The sequence below is a fragment of the Exiguobacterium sp. s35 genome (genome assembly GCF_018617535.1).
In the GTDB taxonomy this organism is placed as follows: Bacteria; Bacillota; Bacilli; order Exiguobacteriales; family Exiguobacteriaceae; genus Exiguobacterium; species Exiguobacterium aestuarii.
The window spans coordinates 53,612-69,209 of sequence record NZ_JACSKI010000003.1 but is presented as its reverse complement, the minus strand read 5'-3'; the positions used below and the strand labels follow the sequence as shown (position 1 = coordinate 69,209).

Sequence of the window (15,598 nt, the reverse complement as noted above, 5' to 3'; positions counted from 1 at the left end):
GATTTTTCTGAAATCATGTACGATGGAATAGAAAGGAGGGTCACGATGTCACAACGAAAGTGGATTCTACTATGGATCAGTCTATCCATTCTGTCCATCTCGATTATTGGTATTTTTATTTTTCAATTGAAAGAGACGAATGAACGTCTAGCAACCATACAAGATGAACAATTCGGCTCTTACGAGGCAATTGAGGATATCATGTATTATAATGTCGAACGAGCAAACGCTATCCGTGGTTTACTAGCCTATGAAGATCGACACTTTTTAGAGATGTACTATAGCATGTCTCGGCAGGCCAAGGCGCTCAAACAATCGGTCATCGATGACCCCGACACACCGAGTTCCGTTATCGATTTACTCGAGAGAGATGCCATATGGGAAAAAGAAGCCGATCGCGTACTCGTCATCTATGAAGAAGGAGATCTCATCCAAGCAACTGCGGTGGCTGAGACGATGACACAGCAACGTCAAACCATTTTAGAAGATTTACGATCGCTCAAGCAGATGCAATATAAAGATATCCAGAAAGAGCTGATTGCAGCAGAAAATCAAGTTTCTTTCTTAACTCAAGTACTGTTTACCATCACGTTTTTATTGATTGCGATCATCGTCATCCTGACTTTTTTGTTGGCACGTATCAAACCCCAACAGGAAACGATCGAATAGGAAAAAGGAGTGTCTCAGATTATGCTGAAACACTCCTTTTTCATCATGAATTCAATCGTAGTAACCTTGTCGCATTCGCAATGGCAAGTAATGCCACACCGACGTCAGCGAAGACAGCTTCCCACATCGTGGCGATCCCGAATAACCCTAAAACCAAGACAAGCGCCTTCGTCCCAAACGCAAAGAAGATATTTTGCCAGACGACACGTTTCGTCTGTTGTCCGAGCTTGATTGCTCGGACAACATCGTTCGGGTCATCATGCATCAACACCACATCCGCTGCCGTGACCGCCGTATCGCTTCCGACTCCGCCCATGACAAGACCGACATCAGCCCTCGCTAACGCTGCCGCATCGTTCATCCCATCTCCGACAAATGCAACTTTACGGGAAGCGGTCATCTGTTCAATCGCTTCTACTTTTTCGTGCGGAAGCAATTCGCCTCGCACTTCATCTAGTCCAAGTCGTTCACCGATTGTTGTAGCGACCGCTCGTCTGTCTCCCGATAACATTACCGTCCGATATCCAGCTTCTTTCAATGCTTGAATCGCATCATACGCATCTGACTTCACCGTATCCATCAATTCGATTCGCCCTAGCCAACGATTGTTCTTCATCACATGAACACTCGTACCAATCGACGAATCATCAATCGCTTGACCTAACTGCTTCATATAACGGGCGCTTCCGACATAAATATGATCATTCCCGTCACAAGCATGGAGACCATACCCCGGCTCTTCTTGAATCGATTCGAACGCCTGAACGTCTCCGACTCGATTGACAATAGCTTGTGCGAGCGGATGATTGGATGCCCGTTCCACACGGGCCGCAAGGTGCAACAGTTCTTCGGCATGTACCCCTTCTGTCGTCACGACGTTCGTCACTTCAAAGCGTCCTGTCGTCAATGTTCCTGTCTTATCGAAGACAACAGTGTCCACTTCAGTTAACGTGTCTAAGTATTCTCCACCTTTTACAAGAATCCCTTGTTTGGAACCCGCTCCAATCCCACCGAAATAGCCCAATGGAATCGAGATCACGAGCGCACACGGGCAACTAATGACGAGGAAAATGAGGGCACGATATACCCATTCTGACAAGTCACCGACAAACAACGGAGGAACAAATGCTACGAGTGCCGCCATGACGACAACGAAAGGCGTATAGACTTTCGCCAATCGAGTGATCATCTGTTCTGTCTTTGCCTTTTTCCCATTCGCTTCTTCTACGAGGGTAATCATCTTTTGTAGGCTCGACTCGGCGGCGAGCTTCGTCGTTTGGATGACGAGTCGTCCCTCTAAGTTGACCATCCCCGCCAATACTTCTTCACCCGCTCTCACTTGACGAGGAACTGCCTCTCCCGTCAACGAAGCGGTATCGAGCGAACTCGCACCACTTAACACGACACCATCCATCGGAACCAATTCTCCGGCGCGGACGATTAAATGTGACCCGACCGACACGTCTTCCGGCAATCGCTCTACTTCTTCCTCACCATCTAGTACCCGAGCGAGCGTCGGTCTCATATTCAACAAAGATTGAATCGATTTTCGAGAGGCACGTACCGCCCGTCCTTGCACGTATTCTCCAAGTTGATAAAACAACATGACCGCTACGGCTTCCGGATATTCGGCAATCGCAAATGCCCCGATGGTCGCAATCGTCATTAAGAATTTTTCATCAAACCACTCTCGGTTCCATACATTTCGTATGGCCCCATAAACGACATCGTATCCGGCCAACCCGTACGCCACAATATAACCCGGGATGGAATCCACCCAAAGAGCAATCGAAAAGATAAAGGCCGCCGCAAGGAATCGCCAAAGGATAAAGTCCCGTTTTTCAGCTGGGTCATCTTCTGCTTTGATAAACTTCGCACCCGGCTCGATTCGTTTCATCGTCTGTTCGATTGACTCGAGCATCGTTTCACGCTCAGAAACATCGATCCATTCAATCACCATTCGACTCGTCGCAAAATCAATTTGACAAGAGGCCACTTCTTCACGCTTCGTGACATCCCTTTCGATTTTAGCTGCACAGTTCGTGCAGGTGATTCCAGATACAGGTAATACATCTCGGTTTTTCATCTTGTCACCCCTAACATTCAAATGTTCATTTGAATATATAGTAACGCGAAATGAAATACATGACAATAGGTAAAAATGACCGACCCCTTATAGGATCGGTCATGAGATTCAAACGTCTTTCTGTTCTTCACTATGTGCCAGCGCAATTTCAACAAGCTGTCTGACGTGTTCATCATCTAAAGAATAATAGACAACCTTCCCATCTTTACGATACTTCACTAGCCCTTGTTCGAGTAACGTCCGAAGATGGTGGGATGCGGTCGCATTCGAATGACCGATGACGGCGGCAACATCACAAACACAAAGTTCATGTTCAAGCGTCAAGACATACAGTACTTTCAAACGAGTCGGGTCAGCGAACGCTTTAAACAGACGACTGACACGTGGAGCGTCTAATTGCGCCAATGCGGTTTGCAGTGTCGGTACATCTTCTGATTGAATCCCAATCGTCTCACATTGGGGTACTTTCATATTCTTCACCTCGTCTTTTTATGTGTATAGTGTAGCAAAAATTCATAAAGATATCTGTTATATATTATAGTTGACTAAATCACCTCTGTTATAATACAATCAATACAACAACCAAAACTGTCAGACAATTTACCGAAGGAGGCATTTTCATATGAATGAATGGGCAAGTCGACTCGAATCATCTGTCGAGTTTTATCAAAAATTACCGGATAAGACATGTCAGGAGTGCGGGAAACATATGGACGAACAGTGCGAGTCATACGAAACGACTTGTGCTTCATGTACAGAAAAGCTTCAACTCGCAGAATAAGACAACACCCCTTCGGCTGAAGGGGTGTTTTGTTTACATCGTCAAACCGATGTAGGCTGCAATTAGGCCGAACAGATAAGTCGTTAGTAAATAGAGACCGAATCGGATCCAATCTTTTGTTGCAAACCGCATCAATTCAAGTTTTAAGGTTGAGAAGGTCGTAAACGATCCGAAAAATCCGACTCCTAAGAAAAGGATGAGTGATTGCTGATCGGTGTGCGCATATAAATAGCCTAAACCAAAAGATCCTGTCACATTCACAAACAACGTTGCCCATGGAAAAGTGGAATCAGACCACGTTTTCATGACCTGACCAATTGTGAAGCGGAGAATTGCACCAATGAAGGCGCCGGTCGCAATCCAAACGAACGTCATTCCACTTCACCTCTTGTTGCTTTTGTTCCGATCCGATAGCCAAGCCATGAACTTGATAAACCAAATGTGATGCTGAGGAACACGTATGAAATAGCGAGCAGTACATAACCATTTTCAACTAATTGAATCGTCTCTACACTAAACGTGGAAAACGTGGTAAATGACCCGATCATTCCGGTTCCGACAATCGTGACGAGTTGGGGAGAAAATTTTCCCGTTTGAAGAAATCGATGCGTCATCCACCCTAATAGAAAGCTTCCAATTAAATTGATGAGCAGTGTCGCGACGGGAAACGGGCTCGTCCCGAATGAATCGACGAGTAATCCAAGTCCGTAACGTGCCAATGCTCCAACTGCACCTGCTAATCCAACGTATACGTACAGCATCCAAATTCCTCCTCCACGAAAAAGACACCTGCAACATGCAGGTGTCGATTCAACTGAGGCTATTATACCAAGCTGACGCTGTTTACGAAATAGCTGCCGGAGCAAGAACCGCTTCGATTGCTTCAAACGCTTGGTCAAGTTCTTCTTTCGTGATCACGAGTGGTGGTGCCAATCGAATCACCGTCTCATGCGTTTCTTTGCATAGAAGTCCACGCTCTTTCAATGCCTCACAATAAGGACGAGCCGCTTCTGTCAATTCGATGCCGATGAATAATCCACGACCACGGACATCACGAATCATCGGATTGTCGATTGATTTCAAACGTTCCATGAAATACGTCCCTAACTCTAACGAACGCTCAACAAGTTTCTCTTCTTCTAACACTTCGAGCGCCGCGACCGAGACCGCGGAAGCGAGCGGGTTTCCACCAAACGTTGAGCCGTGCGATCCTGGGTTGAATACGGAAAGAATCTCTTGATCCGCGGCAACGCATGAAATCGGGAAGACACCGCCTCCAAGCGCTTTTCCGAGAATGTACATATCCGGTGTGACATCTTCCCACTCGATCGCAAACCATTTTCCGGAGCGTCCAAGCCCTGACTGAATCTCATCCGCTACGAACAGGACGTTATGTTGTTTACAAAGTTCCGATGCACGTTTCAAGTAACCTTCTGGCGGAATGATGATTCCTGCCTCCCCTTGAATCGGTTCTACGATAAACGCTGCAGTATTCTCTGTGATTGCCGCTTCGAATGCATCGATATCGCCATATGGGACGACTTTGAATCCTGGCAAGAGCGGTCCGAATCCTCGCTGATATTCTGCTTCGGTCGACATCGACACAGCAGCCATTGTCCGTCCATGGAAGTTTCCTGTGCAGACGATAATTTCAGCCTGCCCTGGAATCCCTTTCACTTCATATGCCCAACGACGAGCCGTTTTAACAGCTGTCTCGACGGCTTCTGCTCCCGTATTCATCGGTAACACCATTTGTTTCTTTGTAAGCGTTACCACTTTGTCGTAAAAATGTCCGAGTTGATCGTTGTAAAAGGCACGTGACGTCAACGTAATCTTATCCGCCTGATCCTTGAGCGCTTGAATGATTTTCGGATGACAGTGTCCCTGGTTGACTGCAGAGTATGCACTTAACATATCCATATAGCGATTCCCCTCAGGATCGGTTACCCAAATCCCCTTCGCCTCCGAAATAACAATCGGTAGTGGATGATAGTTGTGCGCCCCGAACTTTTCTGTCAGCTCAATCACATCATGTGTTTTTGACATATTGCTTCCCCCTTATTCAAAACTATCTTACCCTTTCAGTATATGATGTCCCTCTTTCTTTTGACAATGGCGAACTTAAGCATTCCTTGAATTGGCAAAATCAGGTACACTGACATTAGAATATTCATTTAGCATGACAGATTGGAGGAAATGATGTGGCTTCATTGCGTGATTTAAAGGTAGACCAATTCATCGATGCATTGTCTGTACCGTGTTGTTATATTTCCCAAGATGGTACGGTGCTGTTGTGGAATACACATGCCGAAGTATTGTTCGGCTGGGAACGTGAAGAAGTCCTCCATCAACCGCTTCCTGTCGTTCGGCAGTTGGAACATGCTCTAGAGACATGGACACCGCTCCTCCTTCAATATCCATTTTCAACGACGGCGATGACGCCGTTTCAACATAAAGATGGATCCGTAATCTATGCGACCGCATACTTGCAATCTTTTTCACTCGAAGGGATTAATGGTTATTTCCTCGCCTTCCTTCCAAAAGGGTTTGGACCGCTCATCAGCACAGAGCAGTTCAACTTGCTTCATCATTTTCAAGAAATGATCAAGCAATCGACCCATTACTTAGCGACGAACGCAAAAGGAGAAATCGTCGATATTAATCCATCATTGTGTCGTTTACTCGATGCAACGGAGCAGCAACTAATCGGACGAAACTGGTTCGAGCTCATTCATGACTCAAACGACCAATACAATATTTCACGTGATGTCTTAAAGTCCTTGGCGACGAATCATATCTGGAACGGGGAAATGGCAATCTCTTGTAAAGAGCATGACCAGGAACCGTGCTGGCTCAATTTGACCGTTGTTCCGATTATCAGTGACAATTGCGATGTGATTCAGTATACGGCATTCGGGTTTGATGTCTCAGAGAAGAAGCGTCTTGAAAGAGAAGTCCGATTCCTTGCTTATCAAAATGAGTTGACAGGCCTCTTCAATAAGAAAGGGTTTTTACGTCAATACGGTTCGATTCTTCAACAAATTGATGAGCGGGAAGGACTCCTTCACATCGCCTTATTCGATATCGACCGCTTCAAAATCATTAACGAATCATTCGGGTCTCGCGTCGGGAATGAGCTCCTCATTCAAATCAAAGAGCGCGCACTTCACCTCATCCCGGAATCCGCTTTATTGTTCCACCCGACGGGCGGACTGTTCGGCGTCATGTTCTTTGAAGAGTCAAAAGAAGAAGTGTTTCAATCACTTCGCCATCTTCAACATGAGTTGCAACGACCATTCCGAATCTACCATCACTCGATCATGGTCTCGATTTCAGTCGGCTGTGTGTTTTACCCGTCTTCGGCAAGTTCACTCGAGGAACTGTATACACGTGCTGAAAGTGCACTCTTCAAAGGGAAACAGATTGGGGTCGGCACGATACAATTCGTGACAAAAGATATGGATGCTGCCTTCTCAAGACAAATTCATATTGAGAAAGCTTTATACCGCGCACTCGAAGAAAAGCATTTTTATCTCGAGTATCAGCCAAAGTACGAACTTGCGACAGATCGCCTCATCGGCTTCGAAGCACTCCTTCGCTGGCATCACGAAGAATTGGGACAAATCCCACCTTCTGAATTCATTCCGCTCGCAGAAGAGATGGCGCTCATCGTCCCCATCAACAACTGGGTCATTTTAGAGGCGACGAAACAATTGAAGGCGTGGAAAGCTGAATTTGACCAGCCCCTATCGATGGCAATCAATATTTCACCAAATCAGTTCCGGAGCGACAGCTTTTTGAATACACTCCGAAATATTAAGCAACAACTCCAACTCGACACATCAGATGTCATTCTAGAAATTACGGAAAGCTTGGTCATGCAACAGACCGATGAAATCATTGAACGGATGGAGCAAATTAAGCGCCTGAACTATCGACTGTCGATTGACGATTTTGGAACAGGATTCTCGTCCTTACAGTATTTAAAATCGTTCCCAGTCGATGAACTCAAGATTGATAAAGTATTTCTCGATGACTGGATGGCATCCAAATCTCACTTACTCGACGTCATCGTTCATCTTGGGAAGAGTTTGAACCTTCACGTCGTGGCCGAAGGCGTCGAGGACGAAGAAATGCTCCATCATTTAAAGTCCACCGAATGTGATTCATTCCAAGGTTACCTATACGCAAGACCGGGTTCTCCAGAGACGATTGAACAATTACTGCGATCATCAAAAAACTCACCGAACGCATAACGCGTCGGTGAGTTTTTCTCATAATGCAATCGATGATGTCCAAAGACCATATATGCCATACGTGGCACATAACAAAATGATGACGGCAATCATCGACTGTGTGCGCGTCAAGAACGGTCGTCCCTGTTCTCTTTCGGCTAGAAGGAAGACGAACACACCAGGTGCGTAAAGAATCATCGCAATCAAAACATATTCGATTCCCGATGCATACAACAGCCATGTCGCATATAGCGAAGCAATCGCGGAGACAACCATCATTCGCAACGATGCCGTCCGTTTTGCCTCCATCCATCCATATAGCGCCGAGAATAGATAAGGAACGAGTGCCGCGATCCCTGCGATACTCGACAAGACGAGATACGTCTGCTCCGAGAACAAGGCAACAGCTGTGACGACTTGCGTAAACACTTGTGTGATGAATAGCGCGTTCACTGGGGTGTCGTTGGCATTCAGCCGATTGAACATTTTTGGAAAGACACCATCACGGCTAGCGACATAAGAGATTTCTGTCGCCAAGATTGTCCATCCTAGCAATGCACCTGTCAATGAGACGAGTAAGCCGATATTGATCAACGTGGCACCGAACGGTCCGACGACTGCTTCTAACACGTATGCCATCGACGGTTCTGGTAACGCCGCAAGCTGTTCTTGCGTTAGGACACCGAACGAGAAAATCGAAATCATCATATAAATCAACAACGTACCGATTAAACCAATCACTGTCGCTCGACCCACATCTTTTTTCTCTCGTGCGCGCGAGGATAAGACGACTGCGCCTTCGATTCCCACGAATGCCCAAAGTGTTACGAGCATCGTGGATTTCACTTGTGGAAAAACATCTGCCCAGACAAATCCCGACTCGCCCCAAAAGTCGACTCGGAACGTGTCAATCTGAAACGCAAAGAGGATGAGAACGATGAACAAAAAAATCGGAACGAGCTTCGCAATCGTCGTGACGATATTCAACAAGGCCGCTTCTCTCATTCCGCGGGAAATAAGCCAAAATAATCCCCATACCAAGATGGCACTGACGAACAATCGGAACAATCGGTGTTCTGCCGAGAATATTGGAAAAAAATACGCCAACGTGCTAAAAATCAACGTGATGTTTGCCACCGTGCCAATCCAAGCCGACATCCAGTAACCCCATCCACTGTTGAACCCGACAAATTTGCCGAACCCCTCACGCGCATAGGCGTAAATACCGCCTTCTAATTCCGGACGCGTGTCCGCTAAAAACTGAAAGACGAAGGCAAGCATGATCATGCCGATGCCCGTAATCCCCCACCCAATTAAAACAGGTCCTACTCCTGCGCCTTGCGCCATGGCACCTGGAAGATTAAAGGCACCTCCGCCAATCATTGTCCCGACGACCATGGCCGCGAGACCGAAAAAGCCGATTCCGGCTGAATGTTGTTTCAAATTAACGCCTCCACTACTCTATAACCTTTCCGAATAACTATACAAAGATACTGTATAATCATTCGTTGATTTTTCTATTCTACTTCCTAAAAGGATTGATGGATAGGTATTCTAAATAAGTTTATATTTTCGAATAATTTGAAAAATTCCATTGCATATTCATCCGAGATGTAGTTTAATTACAACATATTCTAAATTATCAGAATTTTCGGGAGGTTGAAACATGCGTAACAAGAAATGGCTAGCTTTATCGGGGGTCGCATTATTGGCGACGGCAGCTTGTAGTACAGGGGACGACTCATCGAGTTCGGAGGATTCATCTTCTGGCGATGCTAAAAAAGAAATTACAATGGTATCGGCGACAGATTTGCCACAGCTCGATCCGACTCTTACGACAGACTCGACATCGATCATCGTGACGAACAACGTGTTCGAAGGGTTATATCGTCTAGACGAGAACAACCAACCGACACCAGGAATCGCTGAAGATGTCGAAGTATCCGAGGATGGACTTACATACACGTTCAAGCTACGTGACGCGAACTGGTCAGACGGCTCACCTATCACAGCTGAAGACTTTGTCTACTCTTGGAAACGCGCACTCAATCCAGAAACAGGTGCAGAGTATGCGTATATCCTTCAAGACTTAAAAAATGCAAACAAAATCCTTGCAGGCGAAGCGTCTCTTGACGATCTCGGTGCGAAAGCAATCGACGAGAAGACACTTGAAGTTCAGTTGGAAGCACCAGCACCATATTTCTTAGGATTGACTGGTTTCCCAACATACATGCCACAAAAGCAAGAGTACGTTGAAGAACAGGGCGAAGAATTCGCAACTTCGGTCGACAAGACGCTCTATAACGGTCCTTATGTGTTAAGCGAATGGCAAGACAATGCAGGTTGGGTTTATAAGAAAAACCCAGAGTATTGGGATGCCGAAAACGTGAAGATGGATACGATCAACGTAAAAGTCGTAAAAGACGTGTCGACAGGTGTCAACTTGTTCGAGTCTGGTGAAGCAGACTATACACTCCTCTCTTCTGAGTTCGTTCCACAATTTGAAGATAGCGATGAGTTCAAGACACGTGCCGATGCACGAATCAACTTCCTCCGCTTCAACCAAAAGAACGAAGCGCTTCAAAACGTCAACATCCGTGAAGCACTCGCAAAAGGTTTTGATAAGCAAAGTGTGACTGATGTCATCTTGACAGACGGTTCACAACCAGCAAACTATATCGTGGCGAAAGACTTCACGTTCACGGAAGACGGCGCTGATTTCCGTGAGAAACACCCAGACCTTCTCAGCTACAATGTCGATGAAGCGAAAGCTGCTTGGGAAAAAGGACTTGAAGAGCTAGGCGTCGAAACAATCGAGCTCGAGTTCCTCTCGCGTGACGAAGAAGCCTTCAAGAAAGTCAATGAGTTCATCAAAGGTGAACTCGAGAAGAACTTGCCTGGTTTGACGCTCAACATCAAACAGCAACCGTTCAAAAACTTCCTTGATCTCGAAGGAAAAGGTGAATATGACGTTTCTGCCGCTGGTTGGGGCCCTGACTATCAAGATCCAATGACATACCTTGATATGTGGGTTACAGACGGACCATTCAACCGTATGGAGTATTCAAACGACGAGTATGATCAGTTGATTCAATCTGCGAAGAAAGAAGCCGATCAGATGAAGCGTTGGGAAACAATGCAAGAAGCTGAACGTATCCTTCTTGAAGAAGACTTCGCAATCGCTCCAATTTACCAAAAAGGTGAAGCATACTTAGAGCGTTCAAACATCGAGAACATGTACCGTCACCCGTTCGGTGCCGATGCAAGCTTCAAGTGGCTTGACGTCAAATAATAATAAAACATCCTTGATACCGATACGGTTCAAGGATGTTTTTCTGTCATGAAAGGGGCTTCAACTTATGAAGAGTTGGACACTTTGACTCACCCTATTTGCTATTGCAATCTGCACCCTTAATATTGTTGGATTTGATGACAAGAACATCCTATTATTCTTGAGCTCGCCTCCGTTCTGGCTGCTCGAGACACCCTGGTTTTCCTCACACATCATCCACCCAACTTCTTTGCCACAGTTCTCACTGTATATCATGACAGTTTCCTTCTGGTTTATTCTCGGTAGACTGCTCGACCGTCTCACTTATACAGTGACGACCGCACATAAAAAATGACTTCCATCAACCGATGGAAGTCATTTTCATCTATTAAGCCTCACGCTCTGCGCGAAGTTCAGCAGGTACTTTGCCACGTTTTGAAATCACTTGTGCGATTGCAACCAATACGATAAACGAGATCAATGCCGCGAAGAACCCGATCCAAATCGATGCTGTGATTCCGAGCACCAAATATCCGATTGCTGAGACGACTGCCGCGAGAATCGCGTATGGCAACTGTGTCAACACGTGATCGATGTGGTGCGAACCTGCACCGGTCGAACTGAGAATCGTTGTATCCGAGATTGGTGAACAGTGGTCACCGAACACCGCACCGGCCAATACAGCAGCAAGTGATGCGAGGAGAAGCTCTGGTTCAACCGCCATGATCAAGTCTGCCCCGATTGGAAGCATCAAACCAAACGTTCCCCAACTCGTCCCTGTCGAGAATGCCATGATACCCGCAATCAAGAAGAGAAGTAGCGGCAAGTAAGAAGCGGCAATTGTATCTGTGACGAAGCTCGCCAAGTATTCACCGGTCTTCATATCACTGATGACTGCGATGATTGTCCAAGCAAACAAGAGGATGAGAACAGCCGGCCACATCGCACGGACGCCTTCCCATGCTGCTTTACCATAATCACGTGCCGGGATTTTACGTCCGACAAGTAGAAGGAATGCGACAATCAAACTGATGACAACACCCGCGACGAGTGAGCGTGTCACGTCTGTCGATTCGAACGCCCCAATCAATGAGAAATCTTGACCGTCTGCAGCCAGTGCTTGACCACCTGTATAAAGCATCGCTGATACTGTCGCAATGATGAGCGTAATGATTGGAACGATTAAATCACGAACTTTTCCGCCTTCATGTTCATGCAAGTCTTCGCTCATACCCATCGGCTTCCCTTTTGCCGAATCATACAATTCACCTTGAAGGGCACGAAGTTCATGTGTGCGCATCGGGCCGATGGCAAGTCCAGTGAAGGCGACATACGCTGTCAACAAGAGTGCGAAGACGGCATAGAAGTTCATCGGAATGATTTGAATGAATGCAGAGAACGATGAGTAACTATCAATCGAATATTTCGTCAAAATCCCAGCGATGATGGCGATGATGTACGCACCCCAACTTGAAAGCGGGCTGATGACACAGACAGGTGCTGCCGTTGAGTCAATCGTGTACGCAAGTTTCGCACGCGAGATGTTTTTACGGTCTGTAAGCGGACGACTGATGTTCCCAACTGCCAAACTGTTGAAGTAGTCATCGATAAAGATCAAAATACCAAGTCCAAACGATACGAGACGCGCACCGCGTGCTGTCTTGACGTTCGCAGCAGCCCATTCACCGAATGCGCGTGCACCACCTGACGTTTGAATGATTGACGATAAAATCCCGAGCAAGAGCAAGAATGCGATCAACAAGACGTTCCATTCATTGATGGCTCCGTCCGACCAGAATAAAGCGATAATGTTCGACCATAAATATTGAATCGAATCAAGCGGATTGAAGCTATGCAAGAGAAGTACCCCTGCGACAATCCCGACACCGAGTGATGGGATGACCTTTCTTGTTGTAATTGCCATAATAATTGCGAGTAATGCCGGTACGAGTGAAAGTACCGAAGTTGAATAATCTACCATGCTGAATTCCTCCTTTTTTAATTAGGATGAGGCCCCCCTATGCTTAAAAAAACGCAAAGCGAGGGCATCGGCAACAAAGCCGACACCCTCGCTGGATGTTCCGTCTTTCTTAGCCGACTTGGAGCGCTCCATACGTAAATATGTATGGCAGTCCGACGGGTATTTCCCGTCAGCCCAGCACAACCCCACGGACATGGTGTTGCACTTCGGCGATCCTGCCTTTTTGTAGTCCTCATCGTTGTCATCCTCCGACTACTTACTCATCAGCATCGCACCTCTACCTCATCGATAGCACGAATATTCATTTAAAGTTACGTCTAAATTATCACAAGTTGACGTCACATATCAATAGTTTTTTTCATCACGAATGATTCGTTTCAAAACAGCAAGTGCTTCTTGGTCATTCGTCTCTACGGCTTTAAAGAAGTCGTTGAAGAAGTGATACAACACGAATCGGTCAGCGTGAGACTTCGTCTGTTCTTTAATTGTAGAGAAGATGAGGCGCCGCAGACGTCGTTTCGTCTGTGTTTCTTCTGGCAGTTCTTCGCATCGGTCCTTGAAAGCACGATATACAGAATTGATCAATTCCTCATGTTCATCATACGACCGATTGTAAGCAACTTGTTCCATCTGTAATATCCCCCCTTTCAAATTTGACCCGATGAAACTTGTCGTAACTATACCAACTTCCAGTCAGGCATTCAATCGTTATCGACCGTTCTTAACAAAAATCATACGTTAGACCGAGTCAAGTGTTGATGAATGAGAAGGTCGTCACGTCGAACAATCCCATATCGGTCAATTTCAAATCTGGAATGACCGGTAAGGCAAGGAATGACATCGTCAAGTACGGATTGAAATGACGGTGTGCCCCGACAACATCGAGCGCATCGTTTAGCTGTTCGAGAATATCTGCCACCTCACGGTAAGGGCGTTTCGTCATCAAACCACCGATTTCAAGCGGGAGCACGGCGAGCACTTCCCCTTCCGATACAGCGACGACCCCACCGCCTACTTTTTCAAGCGTTCTCGCTGCGAGCAACATATCTTCCGGGCTGACCCCAGCGATGACCAAGTTGTGACTGTCATGGGCTACCGTAGCCGCAAGTGCACCTCGTTTCAACCCGAATCCTGTAACGGGAGCAAGCGCCATGTGACCTGTTCCGTGATGACGTTCGATGACAGCAAGCGTTGCGATATCCTGTGCTAAATCTGCGCCTGATGCATCCGGTTGGAACGTGAGACGTTGTCGTTTCGTCAACAAGCTGTTCGGAAGCACTTGAATGACATCCACTTCCTCTTCGCTAGGGGCAAGTCGGAACGAGTCAGCCGTCAATTCAGGTAACTCGAGTTCGCCTTTCATCGGTTTTGGCACTTCAATTCCTTCAGCATCAAATGTCGCATTCCCTGCTTCGGCGACGAGTGTACCGTTGACATACACTTGTTCGATTTTTACCGATTCGACGTCTGACAAGATGACGAAGTTCGCTTTCTTGCCAGGTGCGATGGCACCAATTTCCTTTAACCCGTAGGCTTCTGCGGCGTGTAAACTCGCTATCGCATAGGCCGTCTCTGGTTTGACCCCTTGCTTGATCGCCGTACGAATGTTGTAGTCAATCCCACCTTCCGCGACTAAATCATCCAAATGCTTATCGTCTGTACAGAAGAGGAAGCGATGGGCGTTGCTCTCTGTCACGGCAAGACTGACCTTCTCCACGTTCCGAGCGACAGAACCTTCCCGAATTTGAACGTAGAATCCACGTCGTACCCGTTCAATCGCCTCTTCTGCTGTCGTACATTCATGATCCGTCATGATTCCTGCTGAACGATATACGTTCAATTGATCAGGGTTGAGACCTGAAGCATGTCCATCCACGACTTTGCCCGCTTGTTCCGTCTGTGCGATCTTTTGAAGCATGTCTTCGCTTCCTGCTTCGACCGATGGATAGTCCATGACCTCACCCAATCCATGGACACCGGGATCTCCTAGAAACGGCGCCAAGTCCTCTGCATACAATTTTGCACCTGCATGTTCAAACGGCGTCGCCGGCACACAGCTTGGTAACATCATCCGGACGTCGAGTGGAAGGCCTTTCGCATCCGCTAACATATACTCAATTCCAAGTGCCCCGTTCACGTTCGCAATCTCATGCGGGTCCGCAATGACTGTCGTGACACCGAGTGGCAAGACCGCCTTCGCAAACTCATGTGGCGGGACCATCGACGATTCGATATGGACGTGCGAATCGATGAAGGACGGGGCAAGCGTCCAAGTTGGATCATGATATTCGACCTCTCCATCGTATCCATCCCCAATTGCCACAATATACCCAGCATCGATGGCGACGTCCGTACGAATCGTCTCACGACTGTACACGTCAATCACAGCGACGTCTTTAAAGACGACGGCCGCTTTCTTTTTCTTTGCGGCGATGTCAATCAAATGTTGTTTCTCCATCTCTCGATCTCCTTATTCAACGTATTTTAACTATCTTACCAAGAATATTCTTTTCGTTGCAATTTCTTTTTCAAGTTGTGCGACAATGATAGCATATCGATCTGAAAGGGGTTACAA

At 46.7% G+C, this 15,598-nt stretch carries 13 protein-coding genes and 1 riboswitch; of the genes, 4 read left to right on the top strand and 9 right to left on the bottom strand.

Annotated features, from left to right (window positions below; genetic code table 11):
- The first annotated feature begins 45 nt into the window (after positions 1 to 45).
- Positions 46 to 669: a hypothetical protein gene (locus KNO75_RS12365; protein WP_214796300.1), complete on the top strand. Its 624-nt coding sequence runs from the start codon at positions 46 to 48 to the stop codon at positions 667 to 669.
- 43 nt (positions 670 to 712) lie between these two features.
- On the opposite strand, the gene KNO75_RS12360 is transcribed toward KNO75_RS12365, so the two are convergent.
- Positions 713 to 2,755 (bottom strand): heavy metal translocating P-type ATPase, encoded by a 2,043-nt coding sequence (locus KNO75_RS12360; protein ID WP_214822093.1) that lies wholly within the window; start codon positions 2,753 to 2,755, stop codon positions 713 to 715.
- Between the two features lie 108 nt (positions 2,756 to 2,863).
- Positions 2,864 to 3,226 carry an ArsR/SmtB family transcription factor gene (locus KNO75_RS12355; RefSeq protein ID WP_214790709.1) on the bottom strand — a complete coding sequence of 121 codons (363 nt, stop codon included), beginning with the start codon at positions 3,224 to 3,226 and terminating at the stop codon, positions 2,864 to 2,866.
- A gap of 151 nt (positions 3,227 to 3,377) precedes the next feature.
- On the opposite strand from KNO75_RS12355, the gene yhfH reads away from it, so the two are divergent.
- Entirely contained in the window at positions 3,378 to 3,536 is a 159-nt protein-coding gene (gene yhfH, locus KNO75_RS12350) for a protein YhfH (RefSeq protein ID WP_015880761.1), read from the top strand.
- A gap of 33 nt (positions 3,537 to 3,569) precedes the next feature.
- On the opposite strand, the gene KNO75_RS12345 is transcribed toward yhfH, so the two are convergent.
- From KNO75_RS12345 to KNO75_RS12335, 3 genes are all read right to left on the bottom strand, one after another.
- Complete coding sequence (locus KNO75_RS12345) at positions 3,570 to 3,911, bottom strand: fluoride efflux transporter FluC (RefSeq protein WP_214818292.1); 342 nt, start codon at positions 3,909 to 3,911, stop codon at positions 3,570 to 3,572.
- Entirely contained in the window at positions 3,908 to 4,297 is a 390-nt protein-coding gene (gene crcB / locus KNO75_RS12340) for a fluoride efflux transporter CrcB (RefSeq protein WP_214790713.1), read from the bottom strand. The genes KNO75_RS12345 and crcB overlap by 4 nt, the downstream gene beginning before the upstream one ends.
- A gap of 82 nt (positions 4,298 to 4,379) precedes the next feature.
- On the bottom strand, positions 4,380 to 5,582 hold the full coding sequence (locus tag KNO75_RS12335) for an ornithine--oxo-acid transaminase (protein ID WP_214822091.1): 1,203 nt from the start codon (positions 5,580 to 5,582) through the stop codon (positions 4,380 to 4,382).
- Between the two features lie 155 nt (positions 5,583 to 5,737).
- On the opposite strand from KNO75_RS12335, the gene KNO75_RS12330 reads away from it, so the two are divergent.
- Complete coding sequence (locus tag KNO75_RS12330; RefSeq protein WP_214822088.1) at positions 5,738 to 7,792, top strand: sensor domain-containing protein; 2,055 nt, start codon at positions 5,738 to 5,740, stop codon at positions 7,790 to 7,792.
- A gap of 18 nt (positions 7,793 to 7,810) precedes the next feature.
- Here the strand turns inward: KNO75_RS12330 and KNO75_RS12325 are convergent, their stop codons facing one another.
- Positions 7,811 to 9,214 (bottom strand): basic amino acid/polyamine antiporter, encoded by a 1,404-nt coding sequence (locus KNO75_RS12325; RefSeq protein ID WP_214796290.1) that lies wholly within the window; start codon positions 9,212 to 9,214, stop codon positions 7,811 to 7,813.
- Between the two features lie 223 nt (positions 9,215 to 9,437).
- Between KNO75_RS12325 and KNO75_RS12320 the strand changes: the two genes are divergently transcribed.
- Entirely contained in the window at positions 9,438 to 11,063 is a 1,626-nt protein-coding gene (locus KNO75_RS12320; protein WP_214796288.1) for a peptide ABC transporter substrate-binding protein, read from the top strand.
- A 367-nt stretch (positions 11,064 to 11,430) separates the two neighbouring features.
- On the opposite strand, the gene KNO75_RS12315 is transcribed toward KNO75_RS12320, so the two are convergent.
- From KNO75_RS12315 to ade, 3 genes are all read right to left on the bottom strand, one after another.
- Positions 11,431 to 13,023, bottom strand: coding sequence for a Na+/H+ antiporter NhaC family protein (locus KNO75_RS12315; protein ID WP_214822086.1), 1,593 nt, complete (start codon positions 13,021 to 13,023; stop codon positions 11,431 to 11,433).
- A gap of 113 nt (positions 13,024 to 13,136) precedes the next feature.
- Positions 13,137 to 13,311: riboswitch (Lysine riboswitch) on the bottom strand.
- 57 nt (positions 13,312 to 13,368) lie between these two features.
- Positions 13,369 to 13,653, bottom strand: a complete 285-nt coding sequence (locus tag KNO75_RS12310) for a hypothetical protein (protein ID WP_015880753.1) — start codon at positions 13,651 to 13,653, stop codon at positions 13,369 to 13,371.
- Between the two features lie 118 nt (positions 13,654 to 13,771).
- Positions 13,772 to 15,481: an adenine deaminase gene (gene ade / locus KNO75_RS12305; RefSeq protein WP_214796284.1), complete on the bottom strand. Its 1,710-nt coding sequence runs from the start codon at positions 15,479 to 15,481 to the stop codon at positions 13,772 to 13,774.
- Positions 15,482 to 15,598: the final 117 nt, after the last annotated feature.